General features: G+C 34.4%; 12 protein-coding genes. 1 reads left to right on the top strand and 11 read right to left on the bottom strand.

All coding sequences use genetic code 11. The features are described 5' to 3' along the window. Positions 1-318: 318 nt before the first annotated feature. From C1726_RS06545 to C1726_RS06515, 7 genes are all read right to left on the bottom strand, one after another. The gene (locus tag C1726_RS06545; protein WP_102272453.1) at positions 319-3,378 is read right to left on the bottom strand and encodes a type I restriction endonuclease subunit R; all 3,060 of its coding nucleotides are present in this window, start codon (positions 3,376-3,378) and stop codon (positions 319-321) included. Between the two features lie 13 nt (positions 3,379-3,391). Then, positions 3,392-4,660, bottom strand: a complete 1,269-nt coding sequence (locus C1726_RS26110; protein WP_180968129.1) for a restriction endonuclease subunit S — start codon at positions 4,658-4,660, stop codon at positions 3,392-3,394. After that, positions 4,657-6,201 carry a type I restriction-modification system subunit M gene (locus C1726_RS06535; RefSeq protein ID WP_102272452.1) on the bottom strand — a complete coding sequence of 515 codons (1,545 nt, stop codon included), beginning with the start codon at positions 6,199-6,201 and terminating at the stop codon, positions 4,657-4,659. The genes C1726_RS26110 and C1726_RS06535 overlap by 4 nt, the downstream gene beginning before the upstream one ends. Positions 6,202-6,350: 149 nt before the next feature. Continuing rightward, positions 6,351-7,175, bottom strand: a complete 825-nt coding sequence (locus C1726_RS06530; RefSeq protein ID WP_102272451.1) for a ribosomal-processing cysteine protease Prp — start codon at positions 7,173-7,175, stop codon at positions 6,351-6,353. Further along, on the bottom strand, positions 7,165-8,808 hold the full coding sequence (locus tag C1726_RS06525) for a ThiF family adenylyltransferase (RefSeq protein ID WP_180968128.1): 1,644 nt from the start codon (positions 8,806-8,808) through the stop codon (positions 7,165-7,167). Before C1726_RS06525 ends, C1726_RS06530 begins: the two co-directional genes overlap by 11 nt. A gap of 127 nt (positions 8,809-8,935) precedes the next feature. Continuing rightward, positions 8,936-9,925, bottom strand: a complete 990-nt coding sequence (locus C1726_RS06520) for a CBASS cGAMP synthase (protein WP_235822720.1) — start codon at positions 9,923-9,925, stop codon at positions 8,936-8,938. Continuing rightward, positions 9,903-10,934, bottom strand: a complete 1,032-nt coding sequence (locus C1726_RS06515; protein ID WP_102272448.1) for a CBASS cGAMP-activated phospholipase — start codon at positions 10,932-10,934, stop codon at positions 9,903-9,905. Before C1726_RS06515 ends, C1726_RS06520 begins: the two co-directional genes overlap by 23 nt. Before the next feature lie 233 nt (positions 10,935-11,167). On the opposite strand from C1726_RS06515, the gene C1726_RS06510 reads away from it, so the two are divergent. Beyond that, positions 11,168-11,920 carry a helix-turn-helix domain-containing protein gene (locus C1726_RS06510; RefSeq protein ID WP_102272447.1) on the top strand — a complete coding sequence of 251 codons (753 nt, stop codon included), beginning with the start codon at positions 11,168-11,170 and terminating at the stop codon, positions 11,918-11,920. 236 nt (positions 11,921-12,156) lie between these two features. Here C1726_RS06510 and C1726_RS06505 read toward each other — a convergent pair whose 3' ends face one another. From C1726_RS06505 to C1726_RS06490, 4 genes are read right to left on the bottom strand one after another with little or no spacing between them, the layout of a single operon-like run. Further along, on the bottom strand, positions 12,157-14,043 hold the full coding sequence (locus C1726_RS06505) for a TnsD family Tn7-like transposition protein (RefSeq protein WP_102272446.1): 1,887 nt from the start codon (positions 14,041-14,043) through the stop codon (positions 12,157-12,159). 6 nt (positions 14,044-14,049) lie between these two features. Beyond that, positions 14,050-15,696: an ATP-binding protein gene (locus C1726_RS06500; protein WP_102272445.1), complete on the bottom strand. Its 1,647-nt coding sequence runs from the start codon at positions 15,694-15,696 to the stop codon at positions 14,050-14,052. Continuing rightward, the gene (locus C1726_RS06495) at positions 15,689-17,848 is read right to left on the bottom strand and encodes a Mu transposase C-terminal domain-containing protein (protein WP_102272444.1); all 2,160 of its coding nucleotides are present in this window, start codon (positions 17,846-17,848) and stop codon (positions 15,689-15,691) included. The genes C1726_RS06500 and C1726_RS06495 overlap by 8 nt, the downstream gene beginning before the upstream one ends. After that, positions 17,839-18,690, bottom strand: coding sequence for a TnsA endonuclease C-terminal domain-containing protein (locus C1726_RS06490; protein WP_102272443.1), 852 nt, complete (start codon positions 18,688-18,690; stop codon positions 17,839-17,841). The genes C1726_RS06495 and C1726_RS06490 overlap by 10 nt, the downstream gene beginning before the upstream one ends. Positions 18,691-19,891: the final 1,201 nt, after the last annotated feature.

Below are 19,891 nucleotides of genomic sequence, written 5' to 3'. Positions count from 1 at the left end.
AGTGTTAAGTGATTATTCTTGCTCTATAAATACTTATATCACGAATAAAAAGACATATTAAGCATGGGATAATATAAGTGTAAATGGCTCTAAAGCCCATAAAAAAAGGCCCTAATGGGCTTAAACAGTTCGTTTTCTATTTCTGTTCTTTCTACCAGACTGATCGAGTCTAATAAGTTCTATTTCTTGTAAGTTAACCTTTTAAATCACCTATTTATTTTCTTCTACTACTTTTATTCAGTCTCTAGGAAGAAATATCTAAAAAGAAAACAGATACCTCGAAAAATAGTTGGTATCTGTTTCATTTTTGAACTTTCTTTATGCGTCCATCGGCCAACCTTTATACTGTTCTTCAGCCTGTTCCATAAACTTATTAGTTAAGAATTGAAGTTGTTGTCCAGTAACTTTCTCTTTCATTAATACCATTTTGACAGCAAGTTTCACTTTGGCATAAACATCTTGGCGATGTGGGCTAGTCCAATCAACATCGAGTTTCTTTTTCAACTCATTAACTACTTTGTGTATCAAGTTGGCTAAGTACTCGTTTGAAAAAGCGGCATCCTCCATTGAAGTAATTGCTTTATAAAACTCAATTTCTTCCTCTGACAAGCCTAAGTCCTGTCTTTTGCGCATTTCTTCTTCCATTTCTTTGCGCATTTTTATCATCATTCGAACGACATCTGCTGCTTGAATGACACGATTATGGTATTCAGTTAAAGTTTTTTCTAACAACTCTTGCATCGTTTTAGTTTGAGGACTCCTCTGCTTAAATGTGACTTTTATTTTGTCCTCAAGAAGTTTTTTCAGTAGTTTTAACCGTAAATCCTCATGTTCTTTCTTTGTTAAATCGGCCAAAAATTGCTCATCAAGAATGCTAATATCTTGTCGTTCGATTCCAACAACTTTGAATATATCTACCGTTTCTTTAGCGAGTAAATTCTGATCCAATAATGCTGACAGTTGCTCTTCTAAAGTCTTATTCCCTCCTCCAGTTCCACCCGGAGGTCTTAAATGCTTTCGTAGTTGAGCCTTTAACATTAGGTATAGAGTAACCTCATCAGCAAGTACCATTACTTCTGGCTGATTTTTAACGAGTTGATACGATTTTTCTAATTTTGTCGCATACTGTATATAATCTTCTGTATCACTGTTTAATAGCACATTTACTATGTCTGCTATAAAATCTTCTCTATCTATCTGCGGTTTATGTCTCCAACCGTCTATCACTATAGTAGAAGGTATATAATTTCTAACAGATTCTAAGTTCTCATTAAAAATTCTTATTGCCTCAGTAATATCATATGCTGGGTTCCCATTGCCTCCACCTGTTGTATATTTATGGGTTGCCTCCTTTAGGGAAGTGGCAATACCTATATAATCAACAACAATTCCACCTTCTTTGCCGGGAAAAACACGGTTTACCCTTGCAATGGCCTGCATTAGATTATGACCCTTCATAGGCTTATCAACATATAAATAAGAAAGCGGCTGTGCATCCATACCCGTTAACCACATATCTACTACTATAACAAATTTAAGAGGGTCTTCAGGGTCCCGTAATTTAGCCTTAACGTCTTCCTGTTCACTCTTAGACTTAATATGTGAATATTGGCTACCCTCATGAATCTCTCGCCATTCACGCGGGTCCTTTGATACATCACCCGTCATAATTACTTCCATTTTTGGACAACCTTCTACTTCTTTTAAACAATTATATAAATCAGCAGCAATTTGGCGGCTCATACATACAATCATTGCTTTTTGAAAAGGATTGGCCATTGAATTAAAATGTGATACGATATCGTTTGCAAGGCGTTTGAGCCGTTTTGGAGTTCCCACAACTTTTTCTAAAGCGGCCCATTTTCTTTTATAACCTTCTGTTTCGTCACCTTCACCATTATCTACAAATATATCTTGAAATTGCTCATCAATGTCCTCTGCTGTTAAATCCAGCGGTATTAAGCGGCTTTCATAATAGATAGGTAATGTTGCCTTATCAGCAACAGCCTGTGCCATGTCATAACGATGTATAGTATGTCCGAATATCTCTTCAGTATTGTTTCCTACAAAATCTACTGGTGTTCCTGTAAAGCCGATATGGGAGGCGTTTGGAAGTGCAAAACGCAATTGTGCAGCATAACCACCTTCAAATCCTGACTGCGTACGATGTGCCTCATCTGCAATTACAACGATATTCCTTCTTTCGGAAAGTACAGGGTGTTGTGTCTCTTCTCCTTTTAATCGGAATTTTTCTATGGTAGAAAAGACAACAGGGGTGGCCTCACCTCTAAGTATTGATCTTAATTTTTCAGTGCTACTAGCCCGTTCAACCTTTCCAATTAGTGACTCGCCCTCAACGAAAGTATCATACAATTGTTCGTCTAAATCATTTCTGTCCACTTGGATTACAATAGAAGGGTTATTCAGTTCAGGATGCCTACTTAATATCCCTGCAAAGAAAAGCATACTCAATGATTTTCCTGAACCAGTTGTATGGTACATAACTCCGATTTTACGATCTCCGTCTGGCTTTGTTGCACGAACAGTTTCCTTAACTGCAAAATTAACCCCGAAAAATTGGTGGTATTTTGCTCCTATTTTCTTTGTTTTGTCCCCTGCCTTTAGGAATACTATAAAGTTGCGAATATAGTTTAGCAGACGGTCTTTGGGAAAGAGACCTTCAATTAACGTCCGCATAGTATTAGCCCGATTGTTATCTACATTTCTTCCGTCAATGGATTTCCATGAAGCAAAAAAATCATAATCAGCAAATGGCATACCATGTTTTGTCTCAACGTTATCTGAAACAACTGTAAAGGCATTGTAGTTAAAAAGTTGCGAAATATCATAGGTGTAATTTTGAACTTGAGTAAATGCATCTTTTACTGTTGCCTGCTCACTATTGGGATTCTTCAATTCAAAGACAATGAGCGGGAGTCCGTTTACATAAATAACAATATCAGGTCTGCGCGACATTCGGCCTTCCACAGACAATTGATTTACAACAAGGAAGTCATTATTAGTTGGTTCTTCCCAATCAATTGGAAACACATGTGGCACAAATGTTTCACCGTTTAATTCATACTTAAACTCTATTCCCTTAACTAGCATTTCATGAAATTGCTGGTTACGCTGAATTAGTTTTACTCCGTCTGGTGAAATAAATTGTTGCGCAAGCCTTCTAATCTCATTATCAGGGATGGTTGGATAAGCCTTTTTAAGAAAGGCTTCCAACCTACTAGTTAATATTACATCTTGTAATTGATTGCGTTCCCCACGCTGGAACAATTCTTGTGCATGTAAATATTCGTAGTCTAAGCGTTTTAATCTTTCTATCGTTGTTTCTTCAAATGATGATTCACCTAGAGGTCTGGACATTATATTCACCTCTCTAAATTGTTACAATTTTTTCTCCTTTAATTTCATTTGAAAGTTCGATGTCACCTGACAAGAGTTTTTTAATTAAATAATCTCTAGTTTTTATAAGATAAATATTTTCTTCTTGATTGGCTGATATTTGTTCTATTAAATTCTCAACTTTGTTATCAAATTCATTCAATACTTCATCTGTTGGAAGAAGAATTGGGATATTCTTTATGCTTTTTAAAACTAATCTTGTTAATGCCGAACCCGATACGTACCCATTAACAATCATTTCTTTATTTAATGGATCTCTAAGATAAGTATAAAGATAATATGACGAAAATTTTGGTCTTAGAATTGCTATTGATGATAACAATACAACGTTTTTTAATGTTTCAGAAATATATAAAACTTTACCAATTGTACCATCTTTGGATAATAATACGTCTCCCTTAATTGGCTGACAATTCCCTGCAACTAACTTTTCAAAGTCCTCATCAGATATACTCTTGAATGTACTATTGTTAAACGAATATTCCTCTATGTCCTTAACAGTAGCAATGAATTTATCATTTGGAAATTCTCTTGGGGAAGCATGTGCCCCATCAGTTATAAGATTACAATAATCATCTAAACTTACCATCTTCCATCCATTAGGAATCTTTCCGAATTTAGTTTCTTCGAACTCCTCATTTTTAAAAGGTTCAAAATCAACAAACCAATTTTTATAAAGAGTCCTTACTGTCATTTCAAGAGTTTCGTTCATTTTTAAATTTAACTCAATCTTTTGATCTAACGAATCCAAAATTGAAACTATCTGATTTTGTTCTTCTAGTGAGGGCACTTTTATTTCAAACTCTTCAATTATTCCCTTAGTCAATGCCTTACGCGTCCCACCGTGAACTTGATTTAATAATCTCTCTTTATTTGAAGGGTCATTCAAATAATACATCAGGAATTTTGGATTATTATCGTCATTTGTCCTTATTATTGCCACATGTTGATTAACTCTGGCAGGTAGTAACTCAGAGGGAACTATGCAACATCTCCCTACCGAATCCCCTGTTATATTCAGTAAAATATCATTCTTTTGTAGGGTAACACTTTTTAGTTTTTCAGCATGTTCTTCTCCAATAAATACCAATCCATCTTTTTCAAATTTAAAATCATAGACATTTTGGCTTCTTATTAGAGTGCATCCATTTTCAATATATACTGACTGCCCACCTCTAGGAGTAGAACCACTACCTACTTTGACAGTAACATCTTTGATTTTTTTTATTTGCCACTCACTCAAATTAACCCCACCAAATCTTCCTTTATTTTCCTTTGTAGGCGATTAGATTCTGCAAATTGCTCAAGAAGTAGTTGTGTTAATTCACTCATTTTTTCTTCAAATGGAAGATCGTCTCCCTCTATTGCTTCTGTTCCTACATAAACTCCGGGAGTAAGTTTATATTCATTCTCTTTAATTGCTTCAAGACTTGTCACTTTACAGAAACCTGCTATATCTAAATAGTCTTTATCTTTATTTTTAAAAGAATGATAAGTTGCTGCAATTTTATCTATTTCTTCTTTCATTAATGCCTTTTGCTTACGACTAACTAAAATCCCCATTTTTCGAGCGTCAATAAAAAGAATATCATTTAGCCTTTCTCGATATTCCCCTTTACCATCACGATTTTTACTTAAAAAGAAAAGACAACAAGGAATTCCTGTTGTAAAAAATAGTTTTTCCGGCAATTGAACGATACAATCAATGTAACTCCCATCAACAAGACGTTGTCGAATTTCTTTTTCTTCACTTACACTTGTAGTCATTGCTCCATTGGCCATTACAAAGCCTGCTGTTCCCTTTTCACTTAAGTGATATAAAAAGTGCTGCATCCACATATAGTTAGCATTACTATTAGTAACGGCTCCTATTAGACGGGGATCTTTTTTAGAAATCCTCTCTGCACCCCAATCTTTCTGATTAAATGGGGGATTTGCAATAACATAATCTGCTTTCAAATCTGGAAACTGGTCATTCAATAACGAGTCACCTAAGCGGATATCTGCATTCATTCCATGTAATAGTACGTTCATCTTCCCAAGTCGAACAGTTGTTGTTACATTTTCTTGCCCATAAAATGAAAGTGCATGTTTTCTTGGCGCATATTCTTCACTTTGAATAAACATTCCCCCTGAACCACAAGCAGGGTCAAATACCTTTCCCTCTATTGGCTCAAGCATAGCCACAAGAAGTTTAACGATACTTGATGGTGTAAAGAATTCTCCTCCACGGTTACCTTCTGATGAAGCAAAGGAACCGATAAAATATTCATATGTTCGTCCTAGAACATCAACACTTCCTCGATTATTAGCGCTGAATGCATCACGAGAAAATATTTCTATAAGACCTGATACGTTTTCAACTGGAATATTTGAACCTTGATAAATTCGTGGCAACATTCCTTCAAGTTCTGGGTTTTCTTCTTCAATTCGTTTCATTGCATTATCAATAATCTCTTTGATATTAGGTTGTTTCGCCTGTTGCATTATAAAAGACCATCGAGCCTCTTCAGGAACAAAAAATACATTTTCAGACATGTATTGGTCACGGTCTTCTATAATGATCGATTGTGTTTCTTTATCTTCTGTATACCAATCACTTGAAGGGTCAGTAACCATTTGTTCGAGAGTTAAACGGCGTAATTCATACTTGTTGGATAGGTAGCGTAAAAAGATTAAGGGTAATACGTAATGTTTATAGTCACTAGGAGCAACACTCCCACGCATTTTATTTGCTGCATCAAATAAGTCTTTCTGAAAATCTATATCTGCTTTAACAGTCAATGTAGAAAACCTCCGACAAGAAAATTTCTTATATTTCCATATACCTACTATTTTATCATACCATTAGCCTAAATCTCCTCAGGAAAAATAACTATGTATACAAATATGATTCAAACAAAAAAGAACAGATTATCTCTGTTCTCCCTAAATTACTCTCTTTTTAAAATCAAACTTTCTATAATAACTTGTTTATCAATGTTCTTTTGTCGCATTTCTTCATATACCATTCTAATCTGAATTACCATTGAATCAAAAAGAGTATATGCTTTTTCTTCGTTATCTTGCAAATTTGGAATTACAAATCGGATAAACCCTTTTTCCTTCTCAAGAATATAATCATTAACATTGGTTAATGAAATGATGGAGTTAATCGTTCCAGTAAATATTTGAGAAAATGCTGCGTTGTAAATATCATATCCAATCGGAGCAATATTTAAATATCCTCCAACTTTAAATCCAAAAACTTTACCATGTTGATTCTCATAAATTGTAATTTCCAATCCATCCTTGGCATTAATTTTTCTTAATGGCTCAATATTTTTTTGTCCTTTTCTTTGTACTGCCACAAAATTATTTTTGATCCCTATGATTACCATAAATAGAAAATCAATTTCAATATCTGAATCCTTCAACATATTGCTTAGCAACTTTTTATCATCATTTGAAGGTGTAGGGGTATCTTCCGGATGAGTGTGCCACTCACCAAGATATATCCTTTCTCCATTTGATTCTTTCCATGCATTTTCAATGATACTTTGCGCTTTTTTTACGTTCCTTTCAAAGAAGAAGCGACCCGATTTATCTTCTTTTGAAGGTAGTGAAACTTCATCAACTATAATTAAATCTTTATAGACTTTGCCAAGAAGAATTCCACCTGATTCATGTTGACTTTTCTCTATTTGCTTATAAGATTGTAATACTTTAACAACATGGTTAGTAAAAACAACATGTTGTTCACCTAATTTATACATCATAAGTATCAACACTATCCTGACTTGTTTCTAAATTGATGCTTCTTGTAGAAAAATCATTGGCCCCTACCCACATTGGTGCCAAAAGGCGCCTATTTTTCTTTTGTTCAGTTAAATTACCTAGCCAAGTAAATGCCTTACTGCATTTTTTTTCATTATTTAACTGTTGTTGAATAAATATCGTAACTTCAATAATGAATTTCTTTAATTCCAAAACCCCGTAAGGTACATAAGATGTGCTACATCCAAGTTCTTTCTTTGTGTATAAATTGCCATTCTTTAATATCTGATATTTGTAGATTCCATTATCAAAAAGCATTTTAAGGGAGGTTTTATTATTCGGGTCAATCCAAATAGCATGTCCCCCGGCTAAGTAAGGCTCGACCCATAAATGTAATATTGGTTTTTTAATAATATTTTCTAAATGGAGTTCATTTAGCCTTAATTCTGTAGGAGTATTACTTATTGCAGTAATTACTATATCATAAGAATTTAACGAGTTTTGATTTAACTTTAAAAGTGATAGTACATTGTCGTTATACACGTGGATATGGCTTGTTGGATAATGTCTACGAAGTTTGCTTTTAACTGATTCGGTTTTTAATAGTCCAACTTGATCAGCGCCACATAAATGCCTATTAATATTTCCGAAACTTAAAGTATCGTAATCAATTAATAGCAACTCTTGTATCCCGATATCAAATAAACTTTGCGCTATGTGACTACCAACTGCCCCACACCCTATTATAGCAACTCTTAATCCAAGATTATTTACCTTTCCATCTCCACCTCTGCTTTTTAACCGGCTTGCTCTAACATCTTCCACAGAGTATCTTGTTATTTCCATCCTTGGGAAATCTTTAATTAATTCTAACCACCCATTTTGGCTATTCTTTCTAAATCCTTTGAGGCCTGTTTGTATTCTTTTTCGCCCCTTATAATTAGTTACCACTTTTTTAAAGGGTTTTTGGTGTTCCCATACACCCCATGCATATTCATTGTGTGAATGTATTGAAAACAAAACTTTTGATGGCCTCTTACTATTTGAAAGAAATCGAAAATAATCTTTTAAATTACATTGATTTTCTTTTAGTAAAAGATATATATCTTTATTATTTTTGGGAAATGGATACTTCATAGACTCATTTAAAGGAACATACAAAACACGAGTTATATCATCCTCATTATATGTTCCGCCTAAATTTTGAATCCACCTGATTGCTGGACCTTTCTGATCTGAGAATATTCCCCTTTCCTTCCAATTACCATACTTAAATGGTATTAAAAACACCTCTTTAGGCATATCAGAGGGATCTACAAAGGAAAGAAAAAATCCCTTACTGTCTTCAGTCCAATAAGTATCAAATTCTTCTGCATAATCATTTAGATTTTGCTTTAGGATACCTTTTAATAGTATTTCTCTAGATTTTTCTATAGTAGAACATAATATACCCATTGGGTTTTCAGGATTGGGACTAGCAACTACTTCATCAAACAAACAAAGCGATTTAAATTTACTCAGGTGTGGCAAAGGATATAACTCGTTAAAACTCTGTTCTTCTAATATTACTTTTGGAAATGAATCAGGGAAATTAAATGGAAGACTAATTAGTAAATTAATATCATAATCTTCCACTGTTATTTTCACCTTTAATGTAACAGGGTAACTAATAGGATTATCTGACTCTACAATAACTGCCTCGAAATTTTCTTCAAGATATCTCACGGATTCATTTCTTGTTTGTGAATAAAATTCGGCTAAATTAAGAGGAGCGCCCATGATTTCCTAAAATTGCAGGTGTTGATGTTTGTAAGGCATATCCTTTGTTCATCCGATCTTCTTCTGTTTCTGTATAGGCAGGGAATCTGTCTCCAAATATCTTAATCCAAATATCGGCAGCATCACTTAATTTATCTTTTTCTAGAGCCTTTTGTCCATTTGTTACAAGCGTTGACAATTTACTTAGGAAATTAGTTTTTGCGGTCTCAGACCAATCATCAAGCAACTCTTCATCTGGAAAAACTGGACGTGTAAGACTGAAAGAATCATTCAAGTTATCATATATTTCTTTTGCGATTGCAATAAATGCAGAATCGTCATCTTCCTCATAACCTTCAACAAAATGATTTGTTGCAAGTATAGTAAATACCATTCCACTTGGAAACTTATCGTCTCCTTTTTTATTATCTTTCCACGCTTTAAAATATCTAACAATACGTTTTAGTTGCTCACCCTTACTAGTTACTTCTGAGTTAAACCAGTTTGTTAACGCTTTGGGATCACTATCAATCCATCCTTTTGTTTTATGAGCCAATTTTGGATGTTCAGCATTATCTCCTTTGATATAGATAGGAAAATCAATATGATAATCATCTTTATAAATAACACGAACACAAGTGTTTTTATTAACTGGGGGTGTACTTGTATGACCGTCTACTGCTTTTAAAATCCAGTTATGTACAGTACTTGCTACTGGCCACTCTTCTTCCTTTTTACTAGCCAAGTGTTTTAAATAAACACCATCGTCAATGTCATATTCACCCTCAATTGGCTCAATTGTAGTGTTCATCATATAAGAACCTTGTCCCCAAAAATTGGGCTTAGTAACTTTCAATGTGTTTTCAAAGTAATTTTGAATCTTTTTTCTAAGTGCATTTCTTGAAGTACGTAAGGTTTCCTTTTTCTCAGACTTTAATTTAATTTTCCCATCAAACTCAATAAACAAGTCATTACATTGTGCCAACTGCCTCACCTCTTAAATTAATATTTTGAGTATTACTTTCAAAAAATTGTTGCAAACTCGGATCATCAATCCATTTTCTACTTGCCATATGGCCCTTTTCTATTAATAGATTAATTGAATCCTCTGACGCTTTATCCAAATCTATCTTCTTGCTTTCTTCGTCTGTAAGGGGTTCACTATTAATTCTTAAATAAATTCCATTTAGCGATTTATTCAAGTATTCAATATGAAAATGAGTTGAAATAGACTGTAAATCCATCATTAAAGAAATTAATTTTGCATTCCACTGTACAAATGACAAACGCTTAATACTAAGTGACTTTTTAAAAGCAAAGTTTTGATGAAGTGTTGACACTGATAAGAGGCTAAACTTTCCATATTTATGATTCCCTTTTCCAATAAAATAACGATATGCTTCCTGAATTCCATGTAAAGATGGATTGTTTGCAAATAACCCGCCATCTACAAATTGGTCATTAAAGTCCCCCATAGTAGCGATTTCTTGTATAGGAAAATATGTAGGTGCCGCAGCAGTTGCTAAAGCAACATCAACTAATAAATGATTACTATCCCTTCCAAGTTCGTCATTATGATCGGTTTTAATTATACATGGCGTACCTTTAGTTATATTGGAGGTAGGTATTAATACATTGGTTTCACAATCCCTTATCTTTTTATCCCCAAAGACTTTTATAAGGGCATCTTTCAAATTTTTATCACTATATTTAGAAGTGATAAAAATTTGTTTAAATTTGTGAAACATTCGAGAATATTTATTCATATACGGGAAGATTTCAGGGCCATTTTTTTCATAAAGTTTTACAATTTCTTTTGCTGGAATACCTGCTGAAAGTGCCAGAGCAATGATCCCCCCTGTTGAGGTACCACAGATTAAATCAAAATAGTTACTTAACTTGCCGTACTGCTCTTCAAAATCAGCCAAAATAACCGCTGAATATAAGCCCTTTATTCCCCCTCCATCTATTGATAATATTTTAAAAGTTTCACTTTCACTCATTAATTACCAAACTCCTCATACCTTTTCTATGATTTTAATAGTTTCATTAAGTCACTTTATTCAGTCAATAATTCCTATTGGTTAATGTAAAATCAGATCAATAAACCTTAGTAAAATCTTGTAATATTATGTAATTCAATTGTACCATAAATAATGTATATATTACCAAATAAATAAGAACGTACTTTCGGTATCAAAGTTGCAAAAATAAATTTTAGGAGAAGGGGCAATAAATGAAACAACAAAATTATTATTATTCATTTGAAATACATCTTAAGTCTCTTTTTAAAGTAGTATTAACTAATTTTGTTAAGTCAATTTACGCTGATAGTATCTATAAACCTAAGAGGTATTTAAACATTAAAGAAATATCTTCAATGACTGGCATAGGCACTTACACTATTCGTCAGTTAACCTATTCTAGAGCAATGCCTCATCGAAAAGTTTTCTCCAGATTAATCTTTGATGAAAATGAGATTAAAGAAACAGTTGAAAATTTTAAAAGAGTAGGTTGGAATGATCCTGAAAATGATTGGAATGTAAAAAAGGTTCAAGCGGATATAGATAAATTAAACCAAACGAAGGCGGAGCCATTAATGATAGATGATATACTTCGAAAGATAATCAGGGAAGAATTAGCCAGTTTTTCAAATGAAATTAAAAACTATGCAAAAAAAGACAAGGAAAGTTACTACGGAAGAACTGTCCTTACAATAAAAGAAGCAGCAAACCATTTCAGAACAAGTCCCAACACTATTTATAGCCTTATAAAAGACGAAGGAATGCCACACTTTAAAATCCAGAGTAGGTTTTACATTGTCCTAGAAGAGGCTGAGGCTTACTTATGGAGGGAGACTGCTAAGTCTTATGCAGATGAGGGTAATATATATTGGCAACGAATACTTCAAAGGCTTGATTGGGAGGAAAAAGAAAGAAACGCAGCATATGAGAAGGCATTAAAAAGGTTAGAAGAAAGTACTTATTAACTTATTTACACCACCATTGGGAATTTCAAATTGTCTTTGAATAATGCTATACAATCATATAGGGAATCCATTAACTTAGATTTAAGAGACTATTTTCCCTTCATTTTTGGGTAATTTAATGCCAATGCAATAGGTAAAAAGATTTAAAGCAGGGTGGAAAATTTCCTCCCATCCCTGCCAATTCCCCCTTACGGATAACTTATAATATTTTAAGAGACAAATAGTAATTATTGAGGTTACATACCATTATTTTCTCTAATTAATTTTATTGCTTCTTCCTGTAGTTCATTCTGGAATGCCTCCCTTATTCCAGCCTTTCGGTAAACTCTCCATAGGGACAAAAACTGTCCGTCTTCTTTTAACTCTTGTATTGCCCATTGTAACCTTCTAATTTGAAAGTCTTTAGTCCCCTCAGTTTTTTCATTCAAAAACGCTTTAGTCATTGGGAGTTTATCAAGATGTTTTTCCAATAATGGTCTCATGCCAATTCTACTACCCACTGAACTAATAGTAATACGTAAAGGCTTCCCGATGGATAACATGTCACCGACAGCACCCCTTACATTTTCGTGAATCTCCTCGTCCCGACGCTTCCAGTCAACCCTATTATTATAATTGACTGTTGATTTTAATTTTGGAGAGTTTCGATTCAACCAATTCCTATCGTTTCGGTACAGCCACGTAAACACCCTATTGTTAAGTCGGCGTAATTCTGTCTTACTGCTGAGCGGATACTGTTTTCTTATATTAAGCCATTCTCCTCTATATCTTTCTACCTTCTTTACAGGAAAATTTTGCTTAACGGTATTTATATTTTTCTCTACTATTTTACTTCTCTTCACCCAATATGTTTGTAAACCTAATTTCTTTGCATATTTTTTGACAGTGGCTGGGTCTACTCCCAATTGCCTTGCAGTTTCCCTCAAACTGAATCTTAGGTTAGTGAGTTGTTTTAGTTTGTCTTCCCATATAGGTCCAAATTGCTTAATCTTTGTTTTTTTGTATCTGTCTTTTTCCACATGGTCTGGTCCTGTTCTGAGGTAAATATAGCCGCAATCGCACTTAAATATCCCTATGGGACTTTTACTATCCGTTCCATACTTTAATTCTATGTCGGTTATAATAGGGCTCATATAATGACTAGCAACAGGATTTAAACAAGGCCATGGCTTCTCTCCAAAAGGTTTATATTCTATCTTTTTATTAAAAAGATCTGAAACGGAAATTCCAAGGAACTGCATAAATAAAAGATGTCTTATGGGGTGGGTAGTTCTATTGTTTCTACGTAGCATATCATTCATCCAATTGTTATTATTATTGATTTCTGATTGCATTTTTTCCAATAATTCATGACCATAAAAATCTAAAAACGCACAAAGTAATTCTTTCTTTTTTATCCTACCGTTTAAATTAGCAAAGCCAAGTTCTTTTAGCCTATTTAAATACTGCTCTTTAAACCAATCCAACGACTTACTTGCCACCCTATTACTTAACAGAAATTTAACATCATCTGTTATATTGATTGCCTTTTCCATGATTTTATCAGAGTAATTTTTTTCTGAGATACATATTTTACAAGATTCAGGAGCGGCTAATCTATAATCATGTTTGTTATAACCCCTTACAGGGACTTGGCTATCATATAGCGGAGTGTTATGCTCTGGACAAATAAGAACCCCCGGAATTTGCTGTATTCTATGCCAATACAATTCTCCAAGATTACTCATCTCTTCATCAGCGCATTTAGGGCAAAATTTAAAGTACTGATTAAATTTAACTGAACTTGCCATTAAACCAATCCTATTATAGATACTTCCTCCATTATCTCCAATCATAGATTCTTTAACTGTAGAAGCATGTTCAGAAGGCAGGAAAGCAGCGTAGAATGGATACAGAGTATGATTTGTGATTAAATAATCGGGTGTATAGTGATTTCCCATAGGAAGATTGCCCATTAAACGGTTAATATGAGAAGGCAAGTCCATTATTGAGGTAATACTATCAGTCCCGTATATATCCTGTTGTGTGGCTTTAATACTGACGTTTCCACTCCTAATATGATATCTTGCCAAAATGCTGTACAATAACTCGTCTTTATAAGGTACAGGGAAAAAGGTTATCATTTCATTTTATCCTGTCTGGCCAAAATCACTGTCATGACTTTTGATATGACCATTATCACCAAGCACCTCGTAGGCTGTCCTATTTTCCTTCCGTCCTTCAATCACTAACACTCTTATATCATTCTCTTCAGAAATTTCCTTTTGCTTCTTCTTTGGTTTATTTAAAGCGGATATACGCTGAATGGCTTTCACAACCAGTTCTTTGATATCCATATTCCCCTCTTTATCAATTATTTCCTCTACAACATTTTGAACCTCGTTTAGTTCAAAATCCAATTCTATTAATTTCAGAATTGCCTTTTCCTTTAAGGAGATACACATTTCTTCTTCTTTTTTCTGTTGGGTTCTTTTTATTGCTTCTACTTTCATTTGCAAATCAATAGTAGACCTTTCTCTTTCCATAAATCCTAAAAAATCTACATCCACTATACTTATATCCTCAAATTTTGCAATTTTGCTAATATTGCCCGACTTCAAAGCCTGAATCATTGGTTTTACAAGTTGTAAATGCTTATTAGCCACCTGACTTATTGTATCTGGTGTTATTTCTTCCCTTCCTGTCATAATGGCCTCAATTTGGCCCATGGCGTAAAGTTTTACCGCGATATCAATAATACCTTGGCTTTCCTCATACAATGTATTTTTAAAATCATCTGATAAAGGAATCTGTTTCTTGGTCCATTGATAACCCCAAAGCGCATTAATCAATAACTCCCAGTTTTGGTTGTTTTTTAATCTATCCCAAATCATATCTCCTTGACCACTTCCCCGTCTTGCCTGTCTAAATTCACTTTGCAAAATAGACAAGCCTGCAGGTGTTCCTACTAATATAACTGGAACTCCAATTGTATTGACTAATGTCACAAAAAAATTCAGCATTTTTTGATCCCCACCACTTTTGGCTTTGCTTAAATGTTGAATCTCGTCTATAACTAAAACACCCAACCCCGTGTTTCTCGCTATTTGAGACATAATCACTAACATATCATTTATTGTTTTTCTACCAAGCCCAAATTTTTTGTGATACTCTGTTCCCAACAAATCGTCGACCTTTCGAAAAAATTCCAAGGCTAGTCCTCTCAAGGAAGAATCAAAAGGACAATCGAGTTTTAGCCATGCTAGTTGATACATACTGAAATTTATTCCGTTATAGTCTTTGTGAACGATAACTTGAGGGTATAAGGACAAAATCCTATTTATAGCAGTTGTTTTTCCCATACCACTCACACCGATTATCGTAAATCCTGCTGCAGTTGTTCTAAAAGCACTGTTATTGCTTAATTCACTTTGCAATCCTTTTATATTCCGATGTCCTTCCTGCAAGCCCTGTGCATACCCGGCTCGAAAAGGATTTCTTGCCAAATATCCCTGACGAATTACTCTGGAGATTCTACTTTCTAAGTCCAAGTGTATCCATAACGGCTGAAAGCATTGGAATAATCTTTGTACTAAATGAATGCGATAATGTTTATCTAGCATTCTTTCTTTTGAATTGTATTCGGCATAAATAGCCATTTTTTCAATGGCTTCCTCTGTAGAGAGTATAGAAGGAAGTGCTTCAATGAAAGGATTCCCACTATATTCCTTGATAACCTGTTCCCCGTATTCAGCAACAACAGCATCACTGCCATTTGGAATAATAATTTTATTCATCTTTCTTTTTTAAAGCCTCCTTCTGCTTTCTCAACAGCAAATCAAACCCTGAATCTCCCATAAATTCATCACTTTCTGATTGATTAAAAGGAACTATCTTAGAGTTTTCTATATTAACTTTATTTAATTCAAATGCCTCTTCTTCGCGTTGAATCATTTTTTCAACAGCACGGTTATCCCGAATGCTACCTATTCTGCTCCTCTTACTAATTACATCCGTTTGTTTTTGAGATGTTTCCATCTTAGCCTGTTTTACAATCTCCTCGATTTCAGTGTTTAAATCAACTTTTGACTGTATTGTTTTCTCCTTGTGTTGCTTCTCTGTTTGTTTCTCGTATTCTAGTAAATAATTTATTTCTTCAACTACCTTTCCCTTATAACGTTGTTGATGTTCCAACAAAAAACATTTATCAAATCCCAAACCGTATTCATCTCGTAAATATAAATAATCCATATTTCTCGGATCATAACTTATTTCAATTTTCCAAGTGCCTCTGTTCCGTGCTTTTTCAAACCATCTTTCCTTTAATGACTGTTTTGACCCATATAGCAATCCTTTAAATGCAATTCCCTTTGCAGTTACTGTAGCCTTACCAGTAGGCATAAGATTGAGTTTAACAATATCCTCTGAAACGTGACGTAACTTTCCTGATTTGTTGTTTATCCCCCATTCCCACAGTTGTATTGGAATAGGTGCTATCCCATCCTCCACCACCATTTCTTCACGTTGATAGTTCGTAAGATAATGTTGATTATTATGGTATAAAGCACATTTAATAATCACTTGAGTAAACTGGTAAATATCCAATTGTGCTTCTAATCGGTAATCACGATCCCCACGTTCTTTAAAAGGCTTAACCGCACCCGGCAGAAAAGCCTTTGTTCTTGAATTGGTCACTCTAAAATGTTGTTCAATTATTCCTTTTAAATCAGCCCTGTAGGAGGGTGTATTTAAAACTTTTATTCCGAAGTTATTAATTAGGGGCTCCACTTTACTTCCCTCTAATTCCCCTCGGTCAGCCAAAATCGATTCTGGAAGATGTGCAACTGGCCACTCATGTTTTTCAATCTCAATTCCGAAGTCCTGACAAAAACTAACTTTATCAGAAGCAGCATTAGCCAAAGCCATCATTGCACCAGCCCAAGATGGACCTTCTAATCCGATATATAGACCAACAATCATTCTGCTATAAACATCCATAACTGAATAAATTACTGGTCGTCCAATTATCCAGTCACGATTAAATCTCGATAACAGGTACAAGTCGCCCACTGTTGCATCAATCTGATAAACTGCACCCGGACCTAGTGCTTCTGTTGTCGACTCCCCTATAATTGCTCTATGATTTTGGTCATAATTTTTACGACCTTTTCTTTTGCTAATTTCTTTTTTGATATCTCTATCCTTTTCAAACCAATACCTAAATTGATTTAGTGATGGTAACTCTCCGTAGGATTTTATTACGGGTATTTCCACATTTCCTTTCACTTTACTATCCATAATAAAATACTCTTTTAACATTAGTTCGTAGGTAAGAGTAAGTGATTTTTCAGCAGAGGAGTAATAATGCTTGTTTATCGCAGACCTAAACATTTTTTTTATATTTTCATCAATATTTATTCCTTCACCTGTTACCTGTCCATGCTTTCTAGGCCGTCCTCTTTTTACCTCACTTGCCTTCTTTTCCTTACCTTTACCTCCACACAAATAATAGTCAGGTAAAAGCGCATTTTTTGTTTTACCTCGTTGCCAGTACTTCTTTAAATAACGAATAACAGTACTTTCATGAATATTGTGGGCTTCACACTTTTCTAGAGTTAATTTTCTTCTTTCTGCTGAGTGGTAGATAAATGGCTCCAACTTCACAATATCCTCTATGATTTCCCAAGCGCTGTCACGTAGGTACAGATGTTTTTCAGGAATTAAAATTTCATTTATCAGCCGACTGAATGGGTCCTTTTCAACTAGAACTATGCTACCCTTGTTAAGCCCTTCTTCAACTTCTGTAATATTCCTTTCATAGGGCAAAGAGGTGTTATGAATATCTAAAAAATACCCATAATCATGTACTTTATTAAGCCATAATACCCGTTCTACTACTTTTTCATTTTCTAACGTATTAAAGGAAATTAGACTATTCACTACAAGCATTTTCTTTTTGCCTCCTCATGAGTAATTCGTGGCTTCACTTCAATTATTGGATTGGATAGATTAACATCAATTTGATTAGTCATATCTATCCCGATCTGTTTCGAAGCAATTAAAAACTTAAACACAAATAGCCCTGTTCCCAAATCGTAATTAAACTCTTTGTCAAAGTCTGCAGTAATCTTTCTAATTGAATCCTTAGTATCTATTAATCTTTCTATTAAAGCATTGCCTAAATAAATCAGTTCATCCTGTGTAAAACCTCTTTCAGCATATGAATATAGGCAGGAATGAACCCATTCAATATTTTTTGCAAGCACATTAGAAATTTCCTTTTGAGTAACAATTCCCCAATCTATTCCCTTTTCTGTCCAATATCGGCGTTCAATCTCTAATCTTTCTAATGTCTTTTTCTTCTCAAGTTCTGCTGCCATTTTTATGCTTCTTGCTAGATGCAAATTAACTCCGTCTGCTCTGTTTATCGTTATTAGGAAATTAGTGCTTAGTGTATAAGGATATCCACTATCTTTATCAGTAAATAGTTTGAAATTTAAATCTGATTTATGTTGAATAGTTTCTTCAAGGTCCAATAGGGGATAATGTTCTCGAATGTCAACAACTGTATCTTCCCACTCCAGCATATAAAAGTAGCGAGCCTGCAAATCTGAAAATAAATGATGTACTCTACCACTCTTCCAACCTAGTATTCGTGATACTCTCCCCTTAGAAGGGAAATCTTGAATAGTCAACCATGGTTTATATTCCTTACCTGCTCCCTTTCCCCGTCCTTCTTTAACAAACCGATTAAATTTATTCTCATTCCAAGATTGATTACGTTTAGTCATACTTCACTTCCTCTACTGCAATAGGGATCTCGTACTCTTGTGAATTTTTAGTAACTCGATTCTAACGGGCCGGTTAAACGCATTCAATATCTTCAGCAATCTTTTTTATGAGTTTAAGAAAACATTATTCTCATTCTTCTCTTAACTGAAATATTTACTGTAAATAAATTTTTGTAACTATGTTAAATGAAAATAAAGTTTGCTGAAATTGGTTATTGGGTAAACCCCTTGATACATCTGACTTCAATGGCATTTTCTCAATTATTCTTTGAGAATATAGTTTGCTCAAAGATTTACTCACTTTCAGCCAAGAATGAACACAGAAAATTAATAAGATGAGAATAAAGTTTGCTTAGTGATACAGGGGGGATCACCAAATGAATTGAGTAGCCTAAAACTAACAAAGGCACCTTACGGTGCCTCCTGTTCTATATCCAATTCATGCCTTCTGAAGAAAGTATCTATGCAATTGTTTATATTTGCTGGAATTGACGATATTAGTGGAATAATGTATTGGGCTATAGGTTAAGAGAAGATAAGCCATTTATTTTGGGAGAGTATATCTGAGAATGGAGGAGTCGTTCCGTATATGGGGATGGGGTATACCTGATTTACACAATGGATAGGTGCTGGCATAAGTATTTCAGATATGATATTCGGACATTGCCAATAAAGGGGTATCGAAGATACGTTTCCAATTCGATAATCTAATCTCTTATACATAGTACCTTGCGGTTTCTCCTTTACCACCGTCAATCCCATACTTACCTCGTTACCCAATCCTAATTATTTATTTTAATTTTTATTTATTTTTTATGGACGAGTGCTAAAGTCTGAAGCCGATCACACGTTTCGGGACTTGGGCTAAAGCACACTACTATATCTTACGGTTTCGCCTTACCACCGCCATCCCCATACTTACCTCGTGACCGATACCTATTTATTTATTTTTTTTATGGGCGAGTGCTAAAGTCTGGAGCGAATCACACGTTTCGGGACGTCGATTCCCTCGAAAGATGAGGCACACTACTATACCTTACGGTTTCCCCTGTACCACCATCATTCCCTGACTTACCACCTGACCAATGCCTAATTATTTATATATATATTTATTTATTTTTTTATGGGCGAGGAACTTGCTTGGGCTTATTACAAGTTGCTGGACGTGGGCTTTCTATTATTTGCTTGGAAACCTTGCTTC

Source organism: Cytobacillus massiliigabonensis (assembly GCF_900199725.1).
Lineage (GTDB): Bacteria > Bacillota > Bacilli > Bacillales > Cytobacillaceae > Cytobacillus > Cytobacillus massiliigabonensis.
The sequence above is the reverse complement of the archived record's forward strand: the minus strand, read 5'-3'. Positions and strand labels throughout refer to the sequence as shown.

Excerpts from the sequence above, each read along its gene's own strand:
- C1726_RS06545 (WP_102272453.1), bottom strand. The coding sequence starts at position 3,378 with ATGTCCAGACCTCTAGGTGAATCATCATTTGAAGAAACAACGATAGAA.
- C1726_RS06530 (WP_102272451.1), bottom strand. The coding sequence starts at position 7,175 with ATGATGTATAAATTAGGTGAACAACATGTTGTTTTTACTAACCATGTT.
- C1726_RS06515 (WP_102272448.1), bottom strand. The coding sequence starts at position 10,934 with ATGAGTGAAAGTGAAACTTTTAAAATATTATCAATAGATGGAGGGGGA.
- C1726_RS06510 (WP_102272447.1), top strand. The coding sequence starts at position 11,168 with ATGAAACAACAAAATTATTATTATTCATTTGAAATACATCTTAAGTCT.
- C1726_RS06505 (WP_102272446.1), bottom strand. The coding sequence starts at position 14,043 with ATGATAACCTTTTTCCCTGTACCTTATAAAGACGAGTTATTGTACAGC.
- C1726_RS06500 (WP_102272445.1), bottom strand. The coding sequence starts at position 15,696 with ATGAATAAAATTATTATTCCAAATGGCAGTGATGCTGTTGTTGCTGAA.
- C1726_RS06495 (WP_102272444.1), bottom strand. The coding sequence starts at position 17,848 with ATGCTTGTAGTGAATAGTCTAATTTCCTTTAATACGTTAGAAAATGAA.
- C1726_RS06490 (WP_102272443.1), bottom strand. The coding sequence starts at position 18,690 with ATGACTAAACGTAATCAATCTTGGAATGAGAATAAATTTAATCGGTTT.